Source organism: Flavobacterium limnophilum, assembly GCF_027111315.2.
Taxonomy (GTDB): Bacteria; Bacteroidota; Bacteroidia; order Flavobacteriales; family Flavobacteriaceae; genus Flavobacterium; species Flavobacterium limnophilum.
Genome location: NZ_CP114289.2, coordinates 1,046,582 through 1,073,396 on the forward strand (window position 1 = coordinate 1,046,582; position 26,815 = coordinate 1,073,396).

The following is a 26,815-nucleotide window of genomic DNA, read 5'->3' on the forward strand; positions in this document are numbered from 1 at the left end:
TGATTAGATAGAGTTTAAAAGGGAATTAAACTCATCATCTTTTCTTAAATTAAAAAAGATTTGCTCTATTTCCAAAACAGTGTCTTCAAAATCATCTATAGCATTTTTATAATTAACTATTTCGATTTTACAAATTCCATCTTTCGAAAGTGTGTTTTTAAGAAGGATGTAATTTTTTAGAGAATTAGAATGATGTTTTTTCGCTTGAATAATAACTTTTTTAATTAGAATTTCTTCTTCTGAATTTGTTATATTAAGCCAAGATAGTTTTGTGAATAATTCATCCAAATTGGTTAATTTGGATGTCATTTTAGTTATTTTTAAACGGGTTAAATTTATGGTATCTAATAAACGATTAACTCTTTCTTGTTCAGAAATTTTAGGTGTAATTATTTTATCGTGAGTGATTACTTCGCAAATTTGTTTACCTATAGTTAAAACGCTTGTTTCCATGTTTTTATTAAATTGTTATACAAAAGTAGCACTATATTTGAATTATACAAATCATTTTAACATTGCTTAAACCTAAAGATCTTTTCCCATATAATAATTCACCATCAAATTTACGAACTTGCTGTAACCTTCCATTCCGTCTTTTTGCTGGTTCATTTTCAGAAAATTATCGTAAAAAATATGGAAACCTTTGTCGATAAATGTGTCGTATTGTCTCCAGAAATCCTCGCTTTCCTGATAATTTTTCAAAATTCCGGGATGAATGGTTTTCAACAATTGGTCATACACTTTTTCGTCACGGGCATACCAATTGCCCAAACAATAACGCAAGGCGAAACTATATCCCGAATATTGAAAGTATGGATTCTCGTTCTTGACCGAAGCCAGAAACCCTATGAAATTGCATTCGCTTTCGCTGGCAAAACCCATTTGGTGTGCCATTTCGTGACAAGAAGTCGTCGGGGAATTATACATCGGCATCAAATAATTCACCTGTGCTTCATTGGTAAACGGATTCAAATAGCCGCCAAAACCCATATACGTCAGCGGCAAACTAAAAAGCGATTTCTTGATGCTGGGATTCGTGTATTCAAAGAAAACGTATTGACTGGAAAGTGTTTTATACCCATTCAAATTCATCTCGAAAACTTGTTCGTTCGAGTAGGGGAAAACCACTTTCAAGCTGTCGTTTTTGGTGATTTGGGATTGAATTTCGTTGGTTTTGGCAATTAGTTTTTTGGTGAAATCCAATAAATCGGCATCGGTGTAGTCTCTTTCGATTTTCATTTTTTCGAAAAGAGGTTGGCGGTAATAATTCATCGCCCATAAAAAATGAAACAAAAAATACGCCACCGAGAGAACGCCCAGAATTTGCAGGACATTGTTTTTCCATTGCAGTTTCCAAGTTTTTCTGGCTTTCCAAATCGATTTCAGAAGATATAATATAAGAATCCCGTAAAGAACATCACCAATCGAAAAAGGGATTTTTCCCAAAGTTATCCGAGAAATTTTCGAAATGAAAACATACAAACCATTGCTGTAATATTGTTCTACCACTTCAGGAAAAAAGGCAATTATTTTCAGGAATAGTATTTGAAATAGGAGGAATAGGGGGAGAATGTATTTTCTTTTCACGCTTATACTTTTGGCATAAAAATAACAATTTAAATAGTTGTACGCTTTCTTTTTTTGTAAATTTGTTTTTCAATAAAAGGGACAATGACACAAATCACATTAAATATTCCGGACAACGAATTGAGTTTCTTTATGAAATTGATAGAAAAGTTTAATTACGAGACCGTAATTAATGAATTTTCCGTAACGGATGAAATGAAAAACTTGTTGGACGAAAGAAGAGCAACTTCAAAAGCCGATGATTTTATTCCTTGGAATGAGGCGAAAAAACAATTGCGTTTTAAATCTGGAAAATGATTTATAAAGTTGTAATTGAACCAAGAGCCATCCTTGATATACAAGAAGCCATTGATTATTATGATTCCAAACAGAGTGGATTAGGCAACTATTTTTACCAAGTTGTCGAAGAGCATATAGAAACGGTGTCTAAAAGTCCATTCTTTCAAATTAGATACAAAGATTATCACGGTTTCCCCATTCGTAAATTTCCTTTTATTATTCTTTATTATATAGATGAAAATCTTAAAACCATTTATATAATGTCTGTTTTTAATACCTATTTGAACCCTAAAAAATATCCAAAATAAATACATAATGAGCAAAGAAATTAGAAATCTGGAACCCAAAGCACTTTGGAATAAATTTGCCGATTTGAATGCCGTTCCCCGTCCATCCAAAAAAGAAGATCGCGTCATCGAATTCATGAAAAACTTCGGAAATTCGTTGGGATTAGAAACCTTTGAAGACGAAATCCGAAACGTGATTATCCGCAAACCAGCGACTGTTGGAATGGAAAATCGTAAAGTCATTGTCCTGCAAGGGCATTTGGACATGGTGCATCAAAAAAATGCCGACACCAATTTTGATTTTGATACCCAAGGAATAGATATGTATGTTGATGGCGATTGGGTTCGTGCTCGCGGAACTACGTTGGGTGCAGATAACGGTCTTGGAGTAGCCATGATTATGGCAATTTTGGAAAGTAAAGACATCGCACATCCAGCAATCGAAGCCCTGTTTACCATCGATGAAGAAACCGGAATGACGGGTGCTTTGAACCTGAAAGGAGGAATCCTGAAAGGCGAAATCTTGTTGAATATGGATACCGAAGAAGATGACGAAATCGACATTGGTTGCGCTGGAGGAATCGATGTCACGGCAATCCGAAGTTATGAAGAAGAGGAACCTCTAGAAGGTTCTGTGGGATACACGATTACCGTGAAAGGCCTGAAAGGTGGACATTCCGGTATGGACATTCACAAAGGTTTGGGGAATGCCAACAAAATAATGAACCGTTTGTTGTTTGATGGTTTCGAAAATTATGGTTTGATAGTTTCTGAAATCAACGGAGGTAGTTTGCGCAATGCGATTCCGAGAGAAAGTGTGGCCAAAGTTATTATTGCAGGAATGTATGACGAAGCTTATGTTTTTGATATGCAGGAAATTATCAGGGACATCAAATCCGAATATAAAACTACCGACCCGAACTTGACTATCGAAATCGTGAAAAGCGATTTGCCTAAAAAAGTAATGGATGTGGGTGTGCAGGAAGGAATTCTTCGCTCGATTTATACCGCCCACAATGGTGTTTACAGAATGTCGGCCGATATGGAGGATTTGGTGGAAACTTCCAACAATATTGCCAGGGTAATCTTTAAGGATGGTAAAATTTCCATTGGATGCTTGACGCGTTCTTCGGTTGAAAGCTCCAAGTTTGATTTGGCGAATGCCTTGCGTTCAGCCTTCGAATTATGCGGTTGCGAAGTGGATTTCTCGGGTTCTTATCCGGGTTGGAAACCCAACGTGAAATCCGAAATCTTGGATGTTTTGGTCAATGTTTATGAAAAACAAAACAACGAAAAACCTAAAGTGGTGGCTTGTCACGCCGGTTTGGAATGTGGAATTCTGGGAACGAATTATCCCGATGTGGACATGATTTCTTTTGGACCAACGATTCAAGGAGCCCATTCGCCAGACGAAAGAGCTTCTATAAAATCTTCCCAAAAATTCTGGAATTTTGTCTTGGAAATCTTGAAGAACATCCCAGTGAAGTAGTGTTCAGTGTTCAGTTTATAGTGTTCAGAATAAAATGATTGCACAAAAAAATAGTGTTCAGTATCAAACGAAAACTGAACACTATAAACTGAACACTGAACACTAATTTTAGTCCCTTTTCGGACTGTTTTTCTTTTCTCTTTTCTCCTCTTTCTTTTCTTTGGCAGTTTTGAGAGGTTCTTTTTTTACGGTTTTCTTTGCGTCTTGACTTTTAGCCATGGTATGTATTTTTAAAGATTAATTTTCTGTTTTTTACTTTAGTAAATGTAAAGAATATTTTTATAAAAATTGATTTTTAAAAGTTTTACTTGCCATTATTCCACCAAGGCATTGTTCACTTTTACGTTTTTCAAGGTAAATCCGTTGACGATACTTTTGTCGATGGCGGCATTTTTGGTTTCCACATTCAGGTTTTCGAACGTGAAATTCTTTAGCTTGACATATTGGTTGATGGCGATGTCAAAAAACACGTCACATTTCAGGTCGATATTTTTCAACGTGATATTTTCCGAATAAGAAACAGGAGTGTCTTTGCGGTCTTGCATGTCAAAAAACTGCGTCCAAGGTTTTACATATATTAAACTGTGGGCTTGTCCCTTGATGTTTTCCAGCGTGATGTATTCGTATTTTTGTGGGGTGTCGGGACGCATTTTAAGCCATAACAAACGAGTTGCTTCGTTTACAATACAGTTTCTCATTAAAATGTTTTTGTTGTGGATGGCTTCACTTCCGGAAGTCAATGCCGCGTGGCAAAATCCAAATTCACAGTTTTCGATAAGAATATTGGTGTTTTCTCCATTCAACGGATCTTTGTCGGCCCATGGTCCTTTGCCTCCTTTAAGCGCAATGGCATCGTCGTTTACTGACATATAACAGCCTTTTATCAAGACATTGGAACAGGCATCAATGTCAATGGCGTCAGTACTTGGAGCCTTAACGGGTTTGTAAGGAGAATAAATATGCAGGTCGATAATTTTTACGTTGTTGCATTTGTAATAATGGCTCGTCCAAAAACCGGCATTGTGCAGTTTAACATCCTGCAATTGTACGTTGTTCGAGTTCCAGATAAAAACCAAACGCGGACGCGATACTTCCAGGTTGGTACATTTAGGATTCTCTTTTCGGCGTTCCCAAAAGGCTTCCCAATATTTGAGTCCGTTGCCGTCAATGGTTCCTTTTCCGCTGATGCTAAAACCGTCCACGCCATAAGCATTGACCAATGCCACAAAATAATCCAGGTTCTGGCCTTCCATTCGGGAGGCTTGTTTTGTATAATCGGCAATATTGTTCGACCCTTTCAGGATGGCACCTTCCGACACATAAAGATGGGTTTTTGGTTTAAAGAACAATGCTCCGCTGAAGAATGTTCCTTTGGGAATGACCACGACACCGCCACCATTTTTGGCTGCTTGGTCAATGGTTTTTTGGATGGCAATGGTTTGGATCGCAGTGCTGTTTTTTTTGGCACCAAAATCGGTGATGACATATTGTTTGCCCAAACTTTTCAAGGCTATTTTCGAAGCATCAAGAAACCAGTTGGGTATAGGCGTTCCATCGGGGAAAATGTTTTTGTTGGTTTGTGCCACACTATTTTGCAGCAGCATAAAAAGAGAAAAAAGGAGGATAACTTTATTTTTCATAAAATGTGGGTTTAAAAATTCCAATTGGTACTTATCAAGTTTAATACCAAAAATAGATAATGCTTTCAGATAAACTATCCTGTGGATACCGCTTTTGGAATTTTATCGGTGATTTTTCCGAGTAGAATCCATGAAACAGTGAATTGTGTAATTCTCTTTCCAAATTGTGTAATGTATTCAGGCTATTCAAGAACTAACTTTGCAAGAGTTTTAATAGGTATTACAAAGAATTTAAAATATAATAAGATGAAAAAGCCAACCCAAGGTTATAATTTAACGGTCAACGTAAACAACCTTGATTTATCTTATGATGATGTTGGAGAAGGGGACGTTCCAATTGTTTTTTTGCACGGTTTTCCTTTCGACAAAACGATGTGGCAGGAGCAATTGAATTATTTAAAAACCACGAATCGTGTAATTGCCTGTGACATTAGGGGATTTGGAAAATCAACGGACGAGGAATCGCATCTTGGAATGGACTTGTTTGCCAATGATTTGATACTGTTTATTGTCAAGTTGGGGCTCGATAAAGTCATTATTTGCGGATTGTCCATGGGCGGTTATATAGCGCTTAATGCCGTGAAAAGATTTCCAAGCCGCTTCAAGGCATTGATTTTATGTGATACCCAATGTATTGCCGACTCGCACGAGGTCAAGGTAAAACGCTATCAAACTATTGAGGATATCAAAGAATATGGTGTTGCCAATTTTAACGAAGGATTCCTGAAAAATGTTTTCCACGAAGATTCCATAAACAACAAACCCGAATTGGTCCAGCAATTGCGAAGTGTCGTGTTTTCTAATTCCCAACATATTATTTGCCAGGGAATAGTCGCACTTGCCGAGCGTTCAGAAACCTGCTCGATTACTAATAGAATTACCATTCCTACCTTGATTATTTGTGGCAAGGAAGATACCGTAACGCCATTGGACGAATCCAAGTTCATGAATAAAAATATCAAAGGATCCGTGCTTCACGTTATCAATAATGCGGGTCATGTGTCCAATCTTGAAGAACCTGCCAAATTCAACAAATTGTTGCGCAATTTCTTGGTGGATTTTTGTGATGTAATGTCAAGGAGTTGAAAGAAAAGCAAAAGAGAGTTAGCTAATTATCCCTGTGGTTTGGATTAAAAAAAGCCCTGATAATTGAGATTATCAGGGCTTTTGTATGTATAGCGGTTTAGGATTCACTCAAATTAAATCTGCGTGATGGGATTTACCACCCGAGTCCCGATAATTATCGGGACGAATAGGCGAAGCAAATCATCCCAAATACAAAACCAACTTTCCATTAAGCCTATTGCCCAAATCCATTGTAGTAGCTGTTATGCGTTCGGTTTTTTATTTATCCGCCATTATTTTGTTATAATCTTTATATCTTTCGTCAGTTCCTATATATTTTGCTCTAATGAAATTTGTGCAATCTTTTTCAAATTCATTGCAAGAATCAAATAAAATCGTACTCCCATTTTCTTTTTGGTTTTGCTTGAGTATTTTATAAATTTCAATTCCGCCAATAGGATCGACACCAAGTAAATCTATTATTATGTTTTTTGTAAAAGTCAATGTTTTGTACAATGATAACAATCTTCTGTAACTGACTGCAATAGAATTAATTTTGATTTCAGGTTTCATCCATTCAATCTCATAAATTTTATTCTTGTAAGTTGAATTTTCGTCACATCTTTTTAAATATTGACCAATTGTTGTTGGAAACAATTTATTTAAAAATGAATTTTCTTTAAAATGTTCTACATACTTAATTTCTGAACATATTTCGGTTAAAAGTTCAATTAATCTTAATGAAATTTTTTGAAATTCTACACCGTTTGGAATTTCAATAATAATAATTTCACCCTCATTTAAGATAAATGAAGGAATTAGAAAATCTTCAATAATTTGTTCCTTAAAACTTAATAACATTTTTATTTTAAAGTTTGTGATTTTCTGTTTCTTTTAGGCACTCTTGGTTGTAAACTGACGCATAACTTGTATATACACGCTACAAACCTTCGTATATACACCCAATTTGGGTGTATAGGCGAAAGTTTTGTATCGCTTTATTATTTCTCAAATATATAAAATAATCTCAAATAACAGGCAATCTTTCTTACAATAGTTTCATCCCGCCCAGATACGCAAAATAGTCCTTGCGGTTTGCGCATTCCATGATAAGAAACAACTGCTTTGGTAAAATTCATTTTCAATTCCGTATTAAAAAAAGCATACTGGTTTTTAAAAAAGAATCATTTGCTGTCCGAAAGAGGCAAAATGGTCAAAAAAGAACGCTAGAGGTGCTCAGAAGCTTAAATAATGCCCTGAAACGGTCATCTGAGAGCCTGAAACGGTCATCTGAGAGCCTGAAACAGTTATCTGAGAGCCTAAAACGGTCATCTGAGCACTTGAAACAGTCATCTGAAGGCCTGAAACAGTCTTCGGACTGCCTGATGGATGCTTCGGACTGCTAATTTTAAGCTTCTAAGGGATATCTTGCCTTATTTGCTGGTTTTTCAAAACAAAAGAATAGGGAATAGGTTTAAAAAAAGGGGTATCGATTATTTGTTTTTTAGGGTGGTTTGATAAAAACAGAAATGAAATTTTGGGCATCCTCTTTAGGACACCTACTGAAAGGTCGCTGCTCTGGAGCTTGTTTTTGGAGATTCCCATTTGCTACAAACAGCATATCCCGATGGGACAAAAATAGCTCCGTTAGGAGTGAACAGTTGATAGGGAATAGTAATTTTGTTGAATAAAGGGCCAGTGGAGCGAGCTGTTGCTTATTCTTGAAAATATTTTAGGGCAACAATGTTTGAAAACCAAAAAAGCGGTGAAAATCTGTAGCAAAATTTTTAAAATTTGTGTAATTTGTGGTTAAAGAGAATTATGCTTTTTAAAAGCGAATGCCGTGTAGCAATTAGTGTAATTGCTTCGCCTATTCGTCCCGATAATTATCGGGACTTGGGTCGTGGCTAACTTTTTTTCTTTTTTAAAAGCGAATGCCCTGAAACTACACTAAATCCCTTCAACAAAATTCACTAATTTTATACCCTCAAATTCAAACACCTCAATGAAGCTTTACATCAAAAACATGGTTTGTGCCCGTTGCGAAATGGCTGTGAGGGCAACATTGGAACAACTGCAAATTCCAGTGCTTTCAATCCAATTGGGCGAAGTGGAACTGGCCGGAAACTTGGAGGAAAGCGAAAAGCAAATCTTGGCAAAAAACCTGAATGCCCTTGGATTCGAACTGTTGGACGATAAAATCAGCAAGACCATCGAACGCATCAAGAACTTGATAATTGATTTGGTGCATTATCAAAACGAGAAACTGAAAATCAATTTATCGACTTATTTGGCCGAGGATTTAATGCAGGATTACAGTACTTTGAGCAACCTTTTCTCTGAAACCGAAGGCGTCACGATCGAGCATTATTTCATTGCCCAAAAAATTGAAAGAGCAAAAGAATTGTTGCTATACAACGAACTGACCTTGAGCGAAATTGCCATTCAACTCAATTACAGCAATGTGGCGCACCTGAGCAACCAGTTCAAGAAAGTAACGGGTTTCACGCCCAGCCATTTCAAGAAATTGAAGGAAGTCAAGCGAAAGCAAATCGATGATTTAATTGATTAACCTGTTAATTTAGTTTTTTAAACGCATAGAAACATAGATTGTGTTGATAAACCAAGACGTTTCACTTAGAGATAGTAAATCATGGTTGAAGTAAAACCAAGGATAGATTTTACTTCGACTATGTTCTCTAAAATGAAGTGAAACGACTCATTGAGACCAACAATAGCTATGTTTCTATGTGTTTAAAAAAGAAAAAGATTTATGTTGAACAGTTTAATTTATAAATGATGCAAAACTTTCCCAAAATTGTACAACAACTACAAACAGTTTCCTTCGGATATTTGTACTGTAAATTCAAACATTCAATCAAATGACACATACTTATACCATTACCGGGATGTCCTGCAACGGCTGTAGAACCAAGGCAGAAAAAGCCCTGAACGAAATAGAGGGAGTGGAGGCCACGGTTTCATTGGATCCGCCCATGGCGACGATTACTTCTGAAAAACCGGTTTCCGTATTCAAACTCCAAAAAGCATTGTATTCGGCAGGAAATTATATCATTGGCGAAAGCGGTGAACCCAATGAAAATTCCATTTATGCCACGCCAACGCCCAGCGAAATGAAGCCTGTCGATTTGCCCAAAAGTGCTGCTGGAAAATACTATTGCCCGATGTTTTGCGAAGGCGACAAAGTCTATGACGAGCAAGTGGGTTGCCCCGTTTGCGGAATGGATTTGGTTAAAGCTCCCGAATTGATTGCTGCCAAAACGAGCTACACTTGCCCGATGCATCCCGAAGTCGTGCAAGACAAACCCGGAGATTGCCCCATTTGCGGAATGGATTTGGTTCCAATGCAAGCCGTGGACGAGGAAGAAAACGGGGCCTACAAAGACTTGTTGCAAAAAATGAAAATAGCCTTGCTGTTCACCATTCCTGTTTTTATTATTTCGATGATGGAAATGCTGCACAACAATCCGTTGTTGCAAATCATGGAAACCCAAAAATGGAATTGGGTGCAATTTATTTTGGCACTTCCGGTAGTTTTTTATGCGGGTTGGATGTTCTTTGTCAGGGCTTGGAAATCCATCCTGACCTGGAATCTCAACATGTTTACGCTCATCGGAATAGGAACCGGTGTTGCTTTTCTGTTTAGTGTGGCGGGATTGTTGTTTCCCGATTATTTCCCCGAAGAATTCAAGCATCACGGCACGGTTTCACTTTATTTTGAAGCTTCGGTGGTGATATTGACCTTGGTTTTGTTGGGACAATTGATGGAAGCCAAAGCCCACGGACAAACCAACAAAGCCATCAAGGAACTACTGAAACTCGCTCCAACCCAAGCCACTTTGGTCGTTGATGGAAAAGACAAAGTCATTTCGATTCACGACATCAAGAAAGGCGATTTTTTGCGCGTAAAACCCGGAGAAAAAATCCCCGTCGACGGCAAAATAACCGATGGCGAAAGCACCATAGACGAATCGATGATTTCGGGTGAACCCATTCCTGTTGATAAAAAGATTGGCGATGCCGTGATTGCAGGAACGATAAACGGCAACAAATCCTTCCTGATGCTGGCCGAAAAAGTGGGTTCGGAAACCCTGCTTTCGCAAATTGTGCAAATGGTCAATGATGCCAGTCGTTCGAGGGCACCCATCCAGAAACTGGCCGACAGCATTGCCAAATATTTCGTGCCAACCGTGGTGGGAATTGCAATAGTTACCTTTATTGTTTGGGCGAATTTTGGACCAGAACCCGCCATGGTTTACGGTTTCATTAATGCCGTGGCAGTTTTGATTATTGCTTGTCCGTGTGCTTTGGGATTGGCCACGCCAATGTCCGTTATGGTTGGAGTAGGCAAGGGCGCACAATCGGGAGTCTTGATCAAAAATGCCGAAGCTTTGGAAAACATGAACAAAGTAAACGTCTTGATTACCGATAAAACCGGAACGATTACGGAAGGAAAACCATCGGTAGAAAAAGTATTTTCATCGAATAATGAAGAAGCGGATTTGTTGCAAAACATTGCTTCCTTGAACCAATACAGCGAACATCCTTTGGCACAAGCCGTGGTGAATTATGCCAAAGCAGCAACTATTTCTTTGATGGAAGTGAAGGATTTCGAAGCCGTTTCCGGCAAAGGCGTCATTGGAACGGTGTCCAACAAGAAAGTGGCTTTGGGAAACAAGAAGTTGATGGAGCAAGTGAATTCAACTGTTTCCGAAGATTTGGAAACCAAGATCATTGCCGAACAAAAACTGGGAAAAACGGTTTCCTATATTGCCGTTGATGGCATTGCCGTAGGTTTTGTTTCCATTTCCGATAAAATAAAAGCCACAAGTGCCGAGGCTGTCAAAGAATTGATGCGTCAGGGAATGGAAGTGATCATGTTGACGGGAGATAACGAAAATACCGCAAAAGCGGTCGCCGACGAACTGCATTTGAGCCGTTTTATCGCCAATTGTTTGCCCGAAGACAAGCTCAGGGAAATCAAACGCCTGCAAGCCGAAGGGAAAATCGTGGCTATGGCCGGCGACGGAATCAATGACGCTCCAGCATTGGCACAAGCCGACATCGGAATCGCGATGGGAACCGGAACGGACGTGGCGATTGAAAGTGCCAAAATAACCTTGGTAAAAGGCGATTTGCAAGGCATCGTGAAAGCCAAAAACCTGAGCCACGCAGTAATGAACAACATCAAACAGAACTTGTTTTTTGCGTTCATCTACAATGTTTTGGGAATTTCGGTGGCTTCGGGAATCTTGTATCCCGTTTTTGGATTGTTGCTGTCGCCGATGATTGCTGCTGCCGCGATGAGTTTTAGCTCGGTTTCCGTAATCGTGAATTCGTTGCGATTGAGGAGTTTTAAAATGTAATTGCGGGTTTTATTGCACCAAAGCATTGCATTTGCTTTAAGTGTCTCCAACACAGCCCGAGCATTGTCTATTTGTCATTCTGGAAGCGTCTCCAAAAACAATAGCAAGACTATTAAGACGTTCCAGCGTGACAATTGTCAAGAATAAAATGGACCTGAATATTTTAACTTGAAAATTACAAGAATTAATCTAGTACAGATTAAAAGGGAATACCCCATAATAAAAGCTGGTTTTTAAATTTGCACACTTAGTTTGCGTATATTTGTAATGTAAGCACCTATTAAAAGGAGTGGTTAATAAAGAACTATTTAAACCTTATCCAAAAAAATAGGTGAAATGAAACCAAGTCCTCCCTCAAAAAAAACGCAAATTCATACGGAATCTACAACAAAAGAGACAAATTCCAACTCACAACCCAGCCAGGCTGTTGACACTGTGAAGAAAGAAGTTAAAAAGTCTTTCACCGTGGTAGCCATTGGTGCCTCGGCCGGTGGACTTGAAGCCATAACCCAACTGTTGCAAAATTTATCACCAACAACCGGCATGGCCTTTATTTATGTCCAACATTTGAGCCCGGATCACAAGAGCATGCTTACCCCCATTTTATCAAAAAAAACCCAAATGAAAGTTCAGGACATTGATGATATGGAAAAATTGATTCCAAACAATGTTTTTATCATTCCATACAACAAAGGAATTGAAGTCGTAGATGGACATATCAAATTAATTCCCCGTACAAGAGGCGGTTCAGCGATATCAATAGACATACTCTTTTCGTCATTGGCAGAGACACACAAAGAAAATGTCATTGGAGTCATATTATCCGGTAGTGCCCATGATGGAACCATTGGGTTGAGAGACATCAAACAGGCTGGTGGACTGACTTTTGCGCAAGATGACTCGGCGAGATTTACCAGTATGCCCAATTCTGCCATTGCAGATGGCACGGTGGATTATGTCATGTCTCCAGCCGAAATTGGAAAAGAATTGTCTCGAATGAGTAAAAATCCTTTGGAGGTTCGAACTGTGCCAAAAAAAGTTTCCACACTTGATCTTGACAACAACAATCCCGATTTAAAAAATATTATACAGTATTTGCACAAGAAAAAAAACGTTGATTTTAGTCATTATAAAATGAATACCATCAAGAGACGAATTCAGCGAAGAATGCTCATCAATAAATCGAAAACACTAAAAGATTACGGCCAATTGCTGGCTAAAGATGCCAACGAAGCCGATTTATTATACCAGGATTTACTCATTAATGTCACTTCTTTCTTTAGGGATCCCGATGCTTTTTCATTGTTGAAAAGCACTATTTTACCTAAATTATTAAAATCGAAAGAGTCCGGAGAAACGCTCCGAATCTGGGTGGTGGCCTGCGCAATCGGCGAGGAAGTTTATACGATTGCCATGCTCTTGTTGGAAATCAAGGAAGAAACCAAGATTGACATTCCTTTCCAGATTTTTGCCTCCGACTTGAGTACGGAAGCCATTCGTGCAGCACGAATTGGAGAGTACACCACCGAACAGATTTCCAACCTGAGCCCTGAAAGATTAGAGCGTTTTTTCACGAAATCAAAAAACAAATATCGCATTGTAAAATTGCTTCGTGATGTCTGCGTTTTTGCACATCACAATATCTTGCGTGATCCACCATTTTCCCGAATTGATTTTATCAGTTGTCGCAACATGCTTATTTATATGGACATAACCGCCCAGAAAAAAGTAATGTCCACTTTTCATTATGCCCTTAATGATGGCGGTTGTTTAATGCTTGGCAAATCCGAAACTATTGGAGCCTCTGCCCAACTTTTTACAACCATTGACAAGAAATACAAATTGTATTCCCGCAAAAAAAATTCGACTCACAGAGCAATACCTAATCTAACTTTCCGTAATTCTTACCCAGCCATGCCTGATAAAATTAGCAACCCAAATGTCCCGTTAAAAAAAACACCTCTTTCCACTAGCGGAAATCTGGGTAGTGCTTTTGATGCTGTGCTGTTGGAACATCATGTACCGGCAAGCGTCATCATCAATCATGATTTGGAAATTCTTCAGTTCAGGGGGCCAACGACATCATTTTTACAACATTCATCGGGAAAAGCCAGTTTCAATATCTTGAAAATGGTGCATCTTGAAATAACTTTTGAGTTGCGCAATGCCATTCACCATGCCATCAAAACCAAGAAACCCGTTCGGAAAATGGGAATAGAAATGAATCGGGACTTGAACGAAAACACCATTCAAATCGTAAACATTGAAGTTATTCCGCTTACGTTAGAAGGCGAAGAACCTTTGTTGATAGTGATTTTTACAGGTCAGCAACAAATTGAATTTGATGAGGATCCCAAAAAAGCAAAACAAAAAAATTCGATTGCCAAAGACCGACGCATCAAAAAACTGGAAGAAGAATTAGCCTGCGCCCGTGCCGACATGGGTTCCATAACCCACGACCAGGAAGCGGCAAATGAGGAATTGCAAAGTGCCAACGAAGAAATTATTTCCAGCAATGAAGAACTTCAGAGCTTGAACGAAGAACTGGAAACCTCCAAAGAGGAAATAGAATCCACCAATGAAGAACTCACCACGAGCAATCAAGAATTACATGCCCGAATTCAGCAAGTGGAAGAATTAAATAATTATAACGAAGCCATACTTTCGACGGTACACGAACCTGTATTGGTATTGGACAAAGACATTAAAATAAAATCTGCAAATAAATCCTTCTACAAAACCTTTCAGGTAACCGAAGCCGAAAGCATTGGAAAATCATTGTACAAACTAGGAAACAATCAATGGAACATTCAAGGACTACGAGAATTATTAGAAGAAATTGTGCCCAATAACAATAGTTTTTTTGATTTTGAAGTAGAGCATGTTTTTCCCAAAATCGGCACGAAAACCATGTTGCTCAACGCCCATAGAATTGTGCAACAAAGCATCAATGAAGAATTGATTGTGCTGACCATGGTGGACATCACGGAGGTAAGAAGACTGGCTATTGAACTACAAATACGAGAAAAGAAAGCACTCCAAAAACAATTGGAAGTAGAACATAAGGCACTCAAACTTATTGAAGATAGTAACGAACGATATAATTTGATGCTGATGCAATCGCCTTTTTCTATTGCTATTTTAAAGGGAAAAGATATGATTGTTGATCTTGCTAATGATAGTATTAAACAATTTTGGGGAAAGGGAGATTCTGTTGAAGGCAAACCAATACTAGAAATTTTACCTGAAATAAAAGATAGTATTTTCCCTAAATTACTCGATGAAGTTTATATAACAGGAATTCCGTTTGAAGGCTATGAACTTCTCTCTCCTATAATGCGCAAAGGTAAGTTAGAAGATGGTTATTTTAATTTTGTTTACCAGCCTTACCTTGAAGCTGATAAATCCATTTCGGGAATTACCATTATCGCTTACGAGGTTACCGATCATCATAATGTTAAAGAGGAATTGATTGCTTCCAAAGATATTGCAGAGCATAAAACGCACATTGCGGAAGAAGCCTTAAAATTCAAGCAACAATTTTTATCGAATATGAGTCATGAAATCAGGACTCCCATGAATTCGATTGTTGGATTTACCAACGTGATATTGAAAACTGAGTTGAATGGAAAGCAAAAAGAATATATCGATGCCATCAAGAAATCGGGCGAATCCCTGATTGTTCTAATCAATGACATTCTTGACCTTGCCAAAGTCGATTCAGGGAAAATGACATTTAGCCAGAACCCGTTTTGCCTAGAAGAAACTATTTTGGACATATTTAGTTTGTTGGGGCATAAATGTCAAGAAAAAAACCTGGAACTCATAAAAGCATACGACGATTCCATTCCTAAAACACTACTTGGAGATGCGGCTCGTTTGAGACAAATAATTTTAAATTTAATCAGCAATGCCGTAAAATTTACCCACAAAGGCCAAGTAACAGTCAAAATCAGTATTGACAATGAAGAAGCAGAAAAAATTACCCTGAAATTCGCGGTAAAAGATACTGGCATTGGAATTCCAAAAAACAGGCTAAATGACATTTTTTATAATTTCGAACAAGCATCCGATAAAATCACCCAACAATATGGAGGTACCGGTCTGGGACTTTCCATTGTAAAACAGTTGGTAGAACTGCAAGGAGGCTCACTTTTTGTGGAAAGCAAAGAGGGAGAAGGATCTACCTTTAGTTTTTTGATGCCTTTTTTCAAAACGACGGAAACGATAACAAAAGAACTCTGCACGACTTTGAATATAGAAAACAAAATGCAAAATATCAGTGTTCTTGTGGCGGAAGACATTACTTTAAATCAAATGCTGATAAGAATAATTTTGGACGATTTTGGGTTTGAATGCGATATTGCCGAAAATGGCAAAGTGGTTTTGGAAAAATTACTCGAAAAAGAGTATGACATTATTCTAATGGATTTACAAATGCCTGAAATGAATGGTTTTGAAACCACGGATTACATCCGAAACAAGCTGCATCTGACAATACCCATCATAGCACTTACCGCCGATGTCACGTCCATAGATATCGAAAAATCCAAAAAAATAGGCATGAATGATTATGTTTCCAAACCTATTGACGAACAACTTTTGTACAGCAAAATTATTACGCAAATCAACAAAAAAAACTAAAATACCGTTTTGAATACGGCTTCACGTTTAAAATTTTCAGACTCTAATTTGCTTCGCTTTTTCGCTATATTAAGGAATCGTCTGTCAGTTCGAGGCATAATTTTTATTCTAAAATAGCAATATAATATCGAGAACGCTACTATTATAGGCTTCTCGATTCAATCATTCAATCTATAATTAAAGCTCTTGCATTACTATTAAAACAACTCGAAGAGACGGATAAAAGTCATGACTTAATGACATTCACAATGTCACAATTTAAAGTTCTTCTCGATGGCACGAATCATTTCGCCGGCAATATCTTTGTTGGTGGCACTTTCAATTCCTTCGAGTCCGGGTGAGGAGTTTACTTCCAGCAACAACGGCCCTTTGGAGGAACGGATAATATCGACTCCCGCAACTTTCAAATCCATGGCTTTGGCAGCGCGAATGGCAATCTTTTTCTCTTCGGTGGTTGGTTTAATGACGGAAGCCGTTCCGCCAAGATGAATATTGGCTCGAAATTCTCCTGGTAAAGCTTCACGCTGGATGGCAGCCACGACTTTGCCGTCAATTACAAACAAACGCAGGTCTTTTCCATTGGCTTCCTTGATGAATTCTTGTACCAATATATTGGCATTTAAACTTTTGAAAGCATTGATTACACTTTCTGCCGCTTTCTTGGTTTCGGCCAGAACGACTCCTTTTCCTTGGGTTCCTTCCAATAATTTCACGATTAGGGGAGTGCCACCCACCATTTTTATTAAATCGTCGGTGTCTAATGGAGAATGTGCAAAACCCGTAGTTGGAATTTCAATTCCGCTTTGCAACAGCAATTGTAGCGAAAATAATTTATCTCTAGATTGTGTAATTGCGGTGGAGGAATTCAGGCAAAACACATTCATCGCTTCGAATTGTCTTGTCAAAGCACAACCATAAAAGGTAATGCTTGGTCGAATTCGAGGAATAATGGCATCAAATTGATTTAAAATCAAACCACCACGATAATGAATTTCGGGTTTTTTGGCATCCAGTTTCATGTAACATTCCTTGATGTTCAAAAAGTGCATTTCGTGACCTCGCATTTCACCCGCTTCCATAATTCGCTTGTTACTGTACAATTCGGGATTGCTGGCCAAAAGTCCGATGCGCATTCCAGAACTTGCTTTCTCCGAATTTTTATAAACTTCTTTTAAACTATCGGTTGTGGGTTGCCCCAAAAGATATTGTTGTTCGGGATCGACCATCACTCTTCCGCTCATCGCTTCACGACCCAGCAACATTCGGAAACCCATGGAATCGCGATTGGTCAAGGTCATTTCGATAACCCAATTGGAGTTCCCAATTTCCAAATTGGTCTGGATCACATAGCGCTCTTCTCGAAATCCGCTGGAACTTTTTACGATTCTTTTGTCTACCAAAGGCGCTTCGCAATGAATAATTGTTTTGACGTTGTTTTGGATGGGATTAATGTCAAATTTGACCCAGTTTTGTCCGTCTTTTTTGAATGGAGCAATATTGATGGCGTGCAAAGCCGAAGTTTTGGCACCAGAATCAACACGGGCCTTGATGGTTGGAATTCCTAATTCAGGGAAGGAACACCATTCTTCGCTGCCCAATATAATTTTGTTATGTAACATAAATGAGTTTTAAAATAGACTTAATCCAGTGTAAATATATATCGATAAAAGAACTTTGGATGTTAAATTACGGTTAAATCAATAAAGCAGGATATAATCACTAATAAAAATGGTTTTAATGGAAATTTTGTGAAACATAAATAGATGTCTTTTTTAAGGAACCATCTTCGTCTGTTCGAGTATTTTATTGAAAAATGCGACAGCTTTTTTTAATAAAATGTATCGAGAACTCAAACTATTAATAGGCTTCTCGATAGAATTTTTAATAGTAAAGCTGCCGCATTACTATTAAAAACCACTCGAAGAGACGGCTAAAAAAAACTTAACTTAAAGAAATTGTAATCGAGCGCAGTCGAGATTTAGCAACGAGTCTCGACTGCGCTCGACTTGACATTGATGGGATAAAAAAAATAACCCCTAAAAACATCAATTTGTGTAATTAATGTTTTTAGGGGTTGTATAATTATCTAAAAAAAAAGGAGACTAGTTAGTAGGCTTTTCTTCTTTGTGAACCGTTACTGTCAGTTCTTGCGAAGCTTCGTCCAAGTCCATAAATATCTCGTCGCCAACAGCTACCTTGGAAGTGATTATTTCTTCGGCAAGTGCATCTTCAACATATTTCTGGATAGCTCTTTTTAATGGTCTTGCGCCAAATTGTCTATCAAAACCTTTATCGGCAATAAACGCTTTCGCTGTATCGGAAAGATTCAATTGATACCCCAATTCTTTGATGCGGGCATATAGTTTTTTCAATTCAATTTCGATAATCAAATTGATGTCTTCTTTCTCCAATGCGTTGAAAACAATCACGTCGTCAATTCTGTTCAAGAATTCGGGAGCAAAGGTTTTCTTCAAAGCATTTTCGATAATGCTTTTCGAATTGTCGTCGGCTTGGGCCACTTTGGCGGCAGTTCCAAAACCAACACCTTGACCAAAATCTTTCAATTGGCGTGCACCAACATTCGAAGTCATGATGATAATGGTGTTTTTGAAGTCTATTTTTCGACCTAAACTGTCGGTCAAATAACCATCGTCCAATACTTGAAGCATCATGTTGAATACATCGGGATGCGCTTTTTCAATCTCGTCCAAAAGTACCACACAATACGGTTTGCGACGCACTTTTTCGGTCAATTGTCCACCTTCTTCGTATCCAACATATCCCGGAGGTGCTCCAACCAATCTTGAAATGGCGAATTTTTCCATGTACTCGCTCATGTCAATTCGGATCAAGGCATCTTCGGAATCGAACAATTCCTTGGCCAGTACTTTCGCCAATTGGGTTTTACCAACACCGGTTTGTCCCAAGAAAATAAAGGAACCAATTGGTCGATTTGGATCTTTCAATCCGGCACGATTTCTTTGGATAGAGCGCGCAATTTTCATTACGGCTTCTTTTTGTCCTATTACTTTTCCTTCAATAAGTTCGGGTAGCTTGGCTAGTTTGTTGCTTTCGGTTTGTGCAATACGATTTACCGGAATCCCGGTCATCATCGAAACTACGTCGGCAACATTGTCTTCCGTTACTTGGATTCTGTTATTTTTGGAGTCTTCGTCCCATTGTTCTTGGGCTGTAGCCAAATCTTTTTCGATTCGTTTTTCGTCATCTCGAAGTTTGGCGGCTTCTTCATATTTCTGCTTTTTGACAACAGAATTTTTCAATTCGCGTACTTCTTCCAATTGTTTTTCTAGTTCCAAAATCTGTTTCGGAACATCAATGTTTACGATGTGAACACGAGAACCAGCTTCGTCCAAAGCATCGATGGCTTTGTCCGGCAAGAATCGCTCCGACATATATCTGTCGGTCAATTTTACACAAGCTTCAATGGCTTCATCCGTGTAAGTTACATTGTGGTGGTCTTCGTATTTGTCTTTGATATTGTTCAAAATAGTAATCGTTTCTTCAACAGAAGTTGGTTCTACAATCACTTTTTGGAAACGTCTTTCCAGCGCTCCATCTTTCTCTATATATTGTCTGTATTCGTCAAGAGTTGTTGCTCCAATACATTGGATTTCGCCTCTTGCCAAAGCAGGTTTAAACATATTGGATGCGTCAAGCGAACCTGTAGCTCCACCGGCACCAACTATGGTGTGAATTTCGTCAATGAAAAGGATGATGTCGTCGTTTTTTTCCAATTCGTTCATCACGGCTTTCATTCGTTCTTCAAATTGTCCGCGGTATTTTGTGCCTGCAACAAGGCTCGCCAAATCTAAAGTCACGACTCTTTTGTTGAACAAAATTCGGGATACTTTCTTTTGAATGATTCGCAAGGCCAATCCTTCGGCAATGGCCGATTTTCCCACTCCCGGTTCTCCAATAAGAAGTGGATTGTTCTTTTTTCGACGGCTTAATATTTGGGAAACGCGTTCAATTTCTTTTTCGCGTCCAACTACTGGATCTAGCTTTCCTTCTTCGGCCATTTCTGTTAAATCTCTCCCAAAATTGTCCAGAACGGGAGTTTTGGATTTTTTGTTGGATTTATTGGCCGGATTGTTGAAAGTTCCTTCCTTTAGACTGTCATCTTGTCCTGAATCTTCATTATAAGCGTCGTTTCTTGGCAAGTTTTCGATAAAATCTTCTTCGCTTGGTGTCATATTTAGATATTGTTCTTTAGCTATATCGTAATCAATTTTCATTTTATTCAATAGCTTGGTTGTTGGATCGTTTTCGTTTCTTAAAATGCACAACAATAGATGTGCGGTGCTAATGGAGGTGCTGTGAAATACTTTTGCTTCTAGAAAAGTAGTTTTTAATGCGCGCTCGGCTTGTCGTGTCAGGTGTAGATTCTTTTTGTCGTTATTGATTTCCACATTGGGACTTGCTGGACTCAGGATTTCTACCTTTTTTCGAAGATGGTCTAAGTCTATGGATAAATTGTTTAAAATATTTATTGCTTTACCATTGCCATCTCTTAAAATACCCAGTATTAAATGCTCGGTTCCAATGAAGTCATGTCCTAATCGCAAGGCTTCTTCCTTGCTATAGGTTATGACGTCTTTTACTCTTGGTGAAAAATTATCATCCATAATATATGTTATAATTGTAAACGTAAATTTAGTGAATTTGTAATAGAAAAACAAAAACCATTCCTTTCAAGAACTTCTGTCAGCTAATTGACAAAAAAAGAATGGAAAAAACGTTAAAAGTTCCTTAATTTATTAACTAAAAAACATTCAAAATTTGTTAATAAATCATTGAAATTATTGGTGTAAAAAAGGTTCAAAAAATTCTAAAAGGTGTATATTAGCACGTTTTGAAACTAAACTAAAATTATTAAATATAACAACATATGTCTGAAGGAGAAAAGTTAATTCCTATTAACATTGAAGATGAAATGAAATCAGCTTACATCGATTATTCGATGTCTGTAATTGTATCAAGAGCACTACCTGACGTTAGGGATGGTCTAAAGCCCGTGCATCGAAGAGTACTTTATGGAATGTATGATTTGGGAGTTAACTCACGATCTGCCCACAAAAAATCGGCGAGAATAGTCGGAGAAGTTTTAGGAAAGTATCACCCTCACGGAGATACCTCGGTTTATGACGCCATGGTTCGTATGGCCCAAGAGTGGAGTATGCGCTATTTATTGGTGGATGGACAAGGTAACTTTGGTTCTGTCGATGGTGATAGTCCAGCAGCAATGCGTTACACCGAAGCCAGAATGAAAAAGATTTCGGAAGAAATCATGGCCGATATCGAAAAAGAAACCGTCGACTTTCAACTCAACTTTGACGATACCTTGTATGAGCCAAAAGTGATGCCAACCAGGGTTCCTACTTTGTTGGTTAATGGGGCAACAGGAATTGCCGTGGGTATGGCAACCAATATGCCTCCCCATAATTTAACGGAAGTTATCAACGGTACCTTGGCGTATCTTGACAACAACGATATAGAAATTGACGAATTGATGACTTATATAAAAGCACCGGATTTTCCAACTGGAGGTGTAATATATGGTTATGAAGGTGTTCGTGAAGCATTCAAAACGGGTAGAGGTCGTATTGTAATGCGTGCCAAAGTTGGTTTCGAAGAAGTGGACGGAAGAGAATGTATCATCGTTACCGAAATTCCATATCAAGTCAATAAAGCCGACATGATCAAGCGTACAGCTGATCTTGTTAACGAGAAAAAAATTGACGGAATCGCCAACATTCGTGACGAATCGGACAGAAATGGTATGCGTATCGTTTATATCTTGAAACGCGATGCCACGCCAAACGTGGTTTTGAACACGCTTTATAAATTCACCCAACTACAATCTTCTTTCAGTGTCAATAATATTGCATTGGTGAAAGGTCGCCCACAAATGTTGAATCTAAAAGACATGATTCACTATTTTATTGAGCACCGTCACGATGTGGTTGTTCGTAGAACACAGTTTGAATTGCGCAAAGCCGAAGAAAGAGCGCATATCTTGGAAGGTTTAATCATAGCTTCCGACAATATTGACGAAGTGATTGCTTTAATAAGAGGTTCGAAAAATACAGAAGAAGCCAGGGAGAAATTAATCGAAAGATTTCAATTATCCGATATTCAGGCAAGAGCGATTGTTGAAATGCGTTTGCGCCAATTGACCGGTCTGGAACAAGACAAGTTAAGAGCAGAGTACGAGGAATTGATGAAATTAATCGAACATTTGAAAGCCTTATTGGCTGACGTAGATTTAAGAACTGCTTTAATCAAGGAAGAACTGGAAGAAATTCGCGAGAAATACGGAGATGCCCGTCGTTCTCAAATCGAATATTCAGGTGGAGACGTTAGTATAGAAGATTTGATTGCCGACGAAAACGTGGTTATCACCATTTCGCATGCAGGTTACATCAAGCGTACTAATTTATCGGAATACAAAACACAAAATAGAGGAGGAGTTGGACAAAAAAGTGCCGGAACAAGAGACCAAGATTTCTTGGAACACATGTTCGTGGCCACCAATCACCAATACATGATGTTCTTTACCCAAAAAGGAAAATGTTTCTGGATGCGTGTTTACGAAATTCCGGAAGGAAGCAAAACCGCCAAAGGTAGAGCAATCCAAAACTTGGTCAACATTGAAAGCGACGATAAGGTGAAAGCATTTATTTGTACGCAAGATTTAAAAGACAAAGATTACATCAACAGCCATAACCTTGTGATGGTGACCAAAAAAGGCCAGGTAAAGAAAACTTCTTTGGAGAAATATTCTAAACCAAGGGTAAATGGAGTTGCTGCCATTACTATTAAGGAAGGCGACGAATTATTGGAAGCCAAATTAACCAACGGGGAAAGCCAGATTATCTTGGCCGTGAAATCAGGAAAATTGGTTCGTTTTGAGGAAACCAAAACCCGTCCAATGGGAAGAACGGCTTCTGGAGTTCGCGGAATTACTCTTAAAGACGACACTGATGAAGTAATTGGTATGGTTACTGTTGATAAAGATGCTATAAATGACTCGCAAATTTTGGTGGTAACCGAAAATGGATATGGAAAACGTACCAAATTAGTTGACGAAGATGGTGAAGATGTTTATAGAATCACAAATCGTGGAGGTAAAGGGGTGAAAACCTTGAACATCACCGAAAAAACGGGGAAATTAATTTCGATAAGTGCCGTTACCGATGCCGATGACTTGATGATTATCAATAAATCTGGATTAACGATCAGAATGGCTGTTGAAGATTTACGAGTTATGGGACGCGCCACTCAAGGAGTAAAATTGATAAACTTGAAAGGAAACGATTCAATAGCGGCCGTAACTAAAGTAATGAAAGATGATGTGGTTGAAGTTGTTGTTGATGAAGATGGAAATGTTATTGAGACAGAAACAATCGAAAGAGTAAAACCGGTTCTTGAAGTTCTTGAAGACGAAGGTGGTGCAGAAGACGAGGACGAAGACGAGGATGATTCTGAAGACGAAGAAGATGATTCTGAAGAAAGTGACGAAGACGATTCAGACGAATAGAAATGAGGAATAATTAATCTAAAACAAATATTATTTATGATTTTTATCATAAATAATATTTGTTTTTCTTGCTATTTTTGGCACATAAATCTAAAACAAAAATTATGAAAAGTAAATATGTAACGCTAGTGTCAGCATTATTGATATCAGTAGCTACTTTTGCTCAAAAAGATCAAATTAAAGCAGCTGAAAAAGCACTTAAAGGAGGAAATACACAAGAAGCGATAACTATTTTGCAGGGAGCCGAATCCCTAATTTCTAATGCTCCTGATGCCGAAAAAGCCCAGTACTACTTTATAAAAGGAAATGCCTACTTGGACTTGGCCAACAAAAAAATGGAAGAAGGAAAAAATCTTTCTTTGGCTGCCAAATCTTATCAAGATTTATTGGCTGCAGAAAAAGCTTCCGGCAAGAGTAAATATTCTACCCAAGCAACTGCTTCAATTATCGAGATTAAGGGGAAATTGATAAACAGTGCCATTGCGGATACTAAAGCCGATAAAACAATTGAGGGCGCAGGCAAGTTGTATGATGCTTATATGTTGGATAAAAAGGATACCATAAATTTGTATTATGCAGCTTCTACTTATGTAAACGGAAAAGATTATATTACGGCTCTTAAATTGTATGAAGAACTGAAAACGTTGAATTATTCAGGTAAGGGAACCAGTTATTTGGCAACAAGTAAATTGACCGGACAGGAAGATTTGTACAACACGGCAAAAGAAAGAGACTTGGCCATAAAATTGGGAACTCACGAAAAACCAAAAACAGAAGTAATCCCTTCAAAAAGAGGTGAAATCTATAAAAATATTGCCTTAATCTTAGTCGATCAAGGAAAAAAAGATGAAGCCAAAAAAGCAATTTCAGATGCCAGAAAAGCAAATCCTGAAGATGTATCTTTGACTTTGGCTGAGGCTAATTTATATTTGGAAACAAAAGATTTCGAAACGTACAAAAAATTAGTTGCCGAAGTTCTTGAAAAAAGTCCAAACGATGTTAACTTGATTTTTAATTTGGGTGTTCTCAGTGCCAATGCAAAAAATGCTGTTGAAGCCGAGAAATACTATAAAAGGGTGATGGAGATTGATCCTAATTATGTTAATGCTTATATCAATTTGGCGGCTTTAAAATTGGAAGACGAGAAGGTGATTATTGACGAAATGAACAAGTTGGGGAATTCTGAAAAAGATATGAAGCGTTATGCCGTGTTGAAAACAAAAAGAGAAAATTTGTTCAAAAGCACGATTCCTTATCTTCAAAAAGCACACGAACTTGACCCAACCAATATTGACGTGGCAAAAACACTTTTAAATGTTTATAGTGCATTGGAAATGCCAGAATACAAAGCTTTAAAAGTAAAAGTTAAAGAAATGGAAGCAGCCACCAAAAAATAAGGTTTGACAGTCCAAAATAATTGAATTAAAATCCCGATTGATAAAGAGGATACTGAAAAAGTCTTTTTTCAAAAATACTATTAAAAAAAGGAGTAGGAACGAAGTTTTTCTACTCCTTTTTTCGTATATTTTGTTGTAATTATAAGGGGTTTTAGATGTTAGTACAAGACACAAAGAATACAATTCAGCGAGCATTCTTCGTTGTATGATTTAATTCCAAAGAATGATCTCTTGAGACAAATTAAGACAAAAACCGACTCGTACAGTCTACAATAAAAAACAGTTACAAAAATAAAAACGCTTATAAAGGATGTTTGAAATCCTGTTATAAGCGTTTTTTTTTATTGTCTAAAAAAGAATCCAATTAAAATAAGAAGGACTTTTTCAGTGCCCTCTCTTTCGAGCGGGTTTCTTTTTTCTTTTTTCTTTTTTCTTTTTTTGATATTTTTAGATTATTTTCTCGCAAATAATCTTTCATAATTATCCCAATGTTTATAAATCAAAAAGAAGTTTCCCAAGAACAAAAATATAGAAATTGGCAATGCTTGTGGGGTCAGGTAATAATCAAGAAACAGAATGTTTAGCACGATGGGTAAAATCAAGATACTGGCTAGAGTTACATACAAATCAAAGATAAATGCCAATCCACAAAGCAATTCAATAAATTTTGCAATAGGCATTATATAAGTTGAGGATACTAGACCAACATCAAAAGCTTTGAAGTCGCCATTAGTGACAGGTTCCGGCATAAGCTTTAAAAAATAACCAACAGATACAAAAAGAAGTAAAAGCCCAATTAAAGATCGGATAATGATAGTTGCAATTTTCATGATTTCACAGTATTAAGGGATTAATGATACTATAAATTTATAAAATTTTAACTAAATTTTAGTAGAATTAGTAGTGATATTTCATTTTGAAGACTAATTTTTATTGAAATAGTTAAAATTTTCACTTGTTCTGATTTCTTGCCTCATTTGTATCTACTGTTTTTTGAAAATAATTGTTACGATTTCGGTTTATTTTGCAATGAAGAGTCCTTTGTAATTTTTCCAATGGCTATAAATCAAGAAAATGTTCCCCAAAAACACAAATAATGCTATCGGAATTCCTTCCGGACTGAGAAAGAAATTAATGAATAGAATGTTTACGGTAACGGGCAGAATCAATAGATTGGCCAAGGTTACATAACGACCGGTGACAAATGACAAACCGCAAAGCAATTCAATCGTTTTTGCCAAAGGAATCAAATAAGTCGAAGCAACTAGACCAACCTGGAATGCCTTAAAATTTCCAGTCATTTCAGGTTCGGGAATAAGTTTTAAAAAGAAACCAATGGATGTAAAAAGAAACAAAAGCCCAATTAAAGTTCGGATAATAATGATTGTGATTTTCATATTCTGTTGTTTTTGAGGTTTATAGTACTATAAATTTAACGAAAAAATTGAAATAAATTTGTCGTAATTTTGGTTTTTTAAA

At 37.7% G+C, this 26,815-nt stretch carries 18 protein-coding genes; 9 read left to right on the forward strand and 9 right to left on the reverse strand.

Features of this window, described 5'->3' with window-relative positions:
* Positions 1 to 3: 3 nt before the first annotated feature.
* Entirely contained in the window at positions 4 to 453 is a 450-nt protein-coding gene (locus OZP13_RS04275; protein ID WP_269242567.1) for a hypothetical protein, read from the reverse strand.
* Between the two features lie 72 nt (positions 454 to 525).
* Complete coding sequence (locus tag OZP13_RS04280; protein ID WP_281298777.1) at positions 526 to 1,587, reverse strand: DUF3810 domain-containing protein; 1,062 nt, start codon at positions 1,585 to 1,587, stop codon at positions 526 to 528.
* Between the two features lie 84 nt (positions 1,588 to 1,671).
* Between OZP13_RS04280 and OZP13_RS04285 the strand changes: the two genes are divergently transcribed.
* Genes OZP13_RS04285 through OZP13_RS04295 form a run of 3 tightly spaced genes read left to right on the forward strand, consistent with a single transcriptional unit; the run spans position 1,672 to position 3,642 of the window.
* The gene (locus tag OZP13_RS04285; protein WP_269242569.1) at positions 1,672 to 1,884 is read left to right on the forward strand and encodes a hypothetical protein; all 213 of its coding nucleotides are present in this window, start codon (positions 1,672 to 1,674) and stop codon (positions 1,882 to 1,884) included.
* A complete protein-coding gene (locus OZP13_RS04290) occupies positions 1,881 to 2,174 on the forward strand; it encodes a type II toxin-antitoxin system RelE/ParE family toxin (RefSeq protein ID WP_269242570.1) in 294 nt (97 codons plus the stop codon). The genes OZP13_RS04285 and OZP13_RS04290 overlap by 4 nt, the downstream gene beginning before the upstream one ends.
* Positions 2,175 to 2,181: 7 nt before the next feature.
* Positions 2,182 to 3,642 carry an aminoacyl-histidine dipeptidase gene (locus tag OZP13_RS04295; RefSeq protein WP_281298778.1) on the forward strand — a complete coding sequence of 487 codons (1,461 nt, stop codon included), beginning with the start codon at positions 2,182 to 2,184 and terminating at the stop codon, positions 3,640 to 3,642.
* 314 nt (positions 3,643 to 3,956) lie between these two features.
* On the opposite strand, the gene OZP13_RS04300 is transcribed toward OZP13_RS04295, so the two are convergent.
* Positions 3,957 to 5,282, reverse strand: coding sequence for a rhamnogalacturonidase (locus OZP13_RS04300; protein WP_281298779.1), 1,326 nt, complete (start codon positions 5,280 to 5,282; stop codon positions 3,957 to 3,959).
* 246 nt (positions 5,283 to 5,528) lie between these two features.
* Here OZP13_RS04300 and OZP13_RS04305 point away from each other — a divergent pair, with 246 nt between their 5' ends.
* A complete protein-coding gene (locus OZP13_RS04305) occupies positions 5,529 to 6,368 on the forward strand; it encodes an alpha/beta fold hydrolase (RefSeq protein ID WP_281298780.1) in 840 nt (279 codons plus the stop codon).
* Positions 6,369 to 6,626: 258 nt separating this feature from the next.
* Here OZP13_RS04305 and OZP13_RS04310 read toward each other — a convergent pair whose 3' ends face one another.
* Both OZP13_RS04310 and OZP13_RS18730 read right to left on the reverse strand, forming a co-directional pair.
* Positions 6,627 to 7,208 (reverse strand): hypothetical protein, encoded by a 582-nt coding sequence (locus OZP13_RS04310; RefSeq protein WP_269242576.1) that lies wholly within the window; start codon positions 7,206 to 7,208, stop codon positions 6,627 to 6,629.
* 375 nt (positions 7,209 to 7,583) lie between these two features.
* Positions 7,584 to 7,700: a hypothetical protein gene (locus tag OZP13_RS18730; RefSeq protein WP_432419468.1), complete on the reverse strand. Its 117-nt coding sequence runs from the start codon at positions 7,698 to 7,700 to the stop codon at positions 7,584 to 7,586.
* A gap of 652 nt (positions 7,701 to 8,352) precedes the next feature.
* On the opposite strand from OZP13_RS18730, the gene OZP13_RS04315 reads away from it, so the two are divergent.
* From OZP13_RS04315 to OZP13_RS04325, 3 genes are all read left to right on the forward strand, one after another.
* Positions 8,353 to 8,919 carry a helix-turn-helix domain-containing protein gene (locus tag OZP13_RS04315; RefSeq protein ID WP_269242577.1) on the forward strand — a complete coding sequence of 189 codons (567 nt, stop codon included), beginning with the start codon at positions 8,353 to 8,355 and terminating at the stop codon, positions 8,917 to 8,919.
* A gap of 310 nt (positions 8,920 to 9,229) precedes the next feature.
* A complete protein-coding gene (locus OZP13_RS04320) occupies positions 9,230 to 11,734 on the forward strand; it encodes a heavy metal translocating P-type ATPase (RefSeq protein WP_281298781.1) in 2,505 nt (834 codons plus the stop codon).
* 336 nt (positions 11,735 to 12,070) lie between these two features.
* A complete protein-coding gene (locus OZP13_RS04325; RefSeq protein WP_281298782.1) occupies positions 12,071 to 16,378 on the forward strand; it encodes a CheR family methyltransferase in 4,308 nt (1,435 codons plus the stop codon).
* Between the two features lie 251 nt (positions 16,379 to 16,629).
* Here the strand turns inward: OZP13_RS04325 and rimK are convergent, their stop codons facing one another.
* Both rimK and OZP13_RS04335 read right to left on the reverse strand, forming a co-directional pair.
* Positions 16,630 to 17,997, reverse strand: coding sequence for a 30S ribosomal protein S6--L-glutamate ligase (rimK, locus tag OZP13_RS04330; protein WP_281298783.1), 1,368 nt, complete (start codon positions 17,995 to 17,997; stop codon positions 16,630 to 16,632).
* Between the two features lie 483 nt (positions 17,998 to 18,480).
* Positions 18,481 to 21,024: an ATP-dependent Clp protease ATP-binding subunit gene (locus OZP13_RS04335; protein ID WP_281298784.1), complete on the reverse strand. Its 2,544-nt coding sequence runs from the start codon at positions 21,022 to 21,024 to the stop codon at positions 18,481 to 18,483.
* A 263-nt stretch (positions 21,025 to 21,287) separates the two neighbouring features.
* Here OZP13_RS04335 and gyrA point away from each other — a divergent pair, with 263 nt between their 5' ends.
* Positions 21,288 to 23,939 carry a DNA gyrase subunit A gene (gyrA, locus tag OZP13_RS04340; protein ID WP_281298785.1) on the forward strand — a complete coding sequence of 884 codons (2,652 nt, stop codon included), beginning with the start codon at positions 21,288 to 21,290 and terminating at the stop codon, positions 23,937 to 23,939.
* 104 nt (positions 23,940 to 24,043) lie between these two features.
* A complete protein-coding gene (locus OZP13_RS04345) occupies positions 24,044 to 25,336 on the forward strand; it encodes a tetratricopeptide repeat protein (RefSeq protein WP_281298786.1) in 1,293 nt (430 codons plus the stop codon).
* A gap of 452 nt (positions 25,337 to 25,788) precedes the next feature.
* Here the strand turns inward: OZP13_RS04345 and OZP13_RS04350 are convergent, their stop codons facing one another.
* Both OZP13_RS04350 and OZP13_RS04355 read right to left on the reverse strand, forming a co-directional pair.
* Complete coding sequence (locus OZP13_RS04350; protein WP_269242584.1) at positions 25,789 to 26,166, reverse strand: DoxX family protein; 378 nt, start codon at positions 26,164 to 26,166, stop codon at positions 25,789 to 25,791.
* Between the two features lie 189 nt (positions 26,167 to 26,355).
* Positions 26,356 to 26,733: a DoxX family membrane protein gene (locus tag OZP13_RS04355; protein WP_269242585.1), complete on the reverse strand. Its 378-nt coding sequence runs from the start codon at positions 26,731 to 26,733 to the stop codon at positions 26,356 to 26,358.
* Between the last annotated feature and the right edge of the window lie 82 nt (positions 26,734 to 26,815).

Coding starts and splice junctions, on each gene's coding strand:
- OZP13_RS04275 (WP_269242567.1), bottom strand. CDS start 453: ATGGAAACAAGCGTTTTAACTATAGGTAAACAAATTTGCGAAGTAATC.
- OZP13_RS04285 (WP_269242569.1), top strand. CDS start 1,672: ATGACACAAATCACATTAAATATTCCGGACAACGAATTGAGTTTCTTT.
- OZP13_RS04290 (WP_269242570.1), top strand. CDS start 1,881: ATGATTTATAAAGTTGTAATTGAACCAAGAGCCATCCTTGATATACAA.
- OZP13_RS04295 (WP_281298778.1), top strand. CDS start 2,182: ATGAGCAAAGAAATTAGAAATCTGGAACCCAAAGCACTTTGGAATAAA.
- OZP13_RS04300 (WP_281298779.1), bottom strand. CDS start 5,282: ATGAAAAATAAAGTTATCCTCCTTTTTTCTCTTTTTATGCTGCTGCAA.
- OZP13_RS04305 (WP_281298780.1), top strand. CDS start 5,529: ATGAAAAAGCCAACCCAAGGTTATAATTTAACGGTCAACGTAAACAAC.
- OZP13_RS04310 (WP_269242576.1), bottom strand. CDS start 7,208: ATGTTATTAAGTTTTAAGGAACAAATTATTGAAGATTTTCTAATTCCT.
- OZP13_RS18730 (WP_432419468.1), bottom strand. CDS start 7,700: ATGACTGTTTCAAGTGCTCAGATGACCGTTTTAGGCTCTCAGATAACT.
- OZP13_RS04315 (WP_269242577.1), top strand. CDS start 8,353: ATGAAGCTTTACATCAAAAACATGGTTTGTGCCCGTTGCGAAATGGCT.
- OZP13_RS04320 (WP_281298781.1), top strand. CDS start 9,230: ATGACACATACTTATACCATTACCGGGATGTCCTGCAACGGCTGTAGA.
- OZP13_RS04325 (WP_281298782.1), top strand. CDS start 12,071: ATGAAACCAAGTCCTCCCTCAAAAAAAACGCAAATTCATACGGAATCT.
- rimK (WP_281298783.1), bottom strand. CDS start 17,997: ATGTTACATAACAAAATTATATTGGGCAGCGAAGAATGGTGTTCCTTC.
- OZP13_RS04335 (WP_281298784.1), bottom strand. CDS start 21,024: ATGGATGATAATTTTTCACCAAGAGTAAAAGACGTCATAACCTATAGC.
- gyrA (WP_281298785.1), top strand. CDS start 21,288: ATGTCTGAAGGAGAAAAGTTAATTCCTATTAACATTGAAGATGAAATG.
- OZP13_RS04345 (WP_281298786.1), top strand. CDS start 24,044: ATGAAAAGTAAATATGTAACGCTAGTGTCAGCATTATTGATATCAGTA.
- OZP13_RS04350 (WP_269242584.1), bottom strand. CDS start 26,166: ATGAAAATTGCAACTATCATTATCCGATCTTTAATTGGGCTTTTACTT.
- OZP13_RS04355 (WP_269242585.1), bottom strand. CDS start 26,733: ATGAAAATCACAATCATTATTATCCGAACTTTAATTGGGCTTTTGTTT.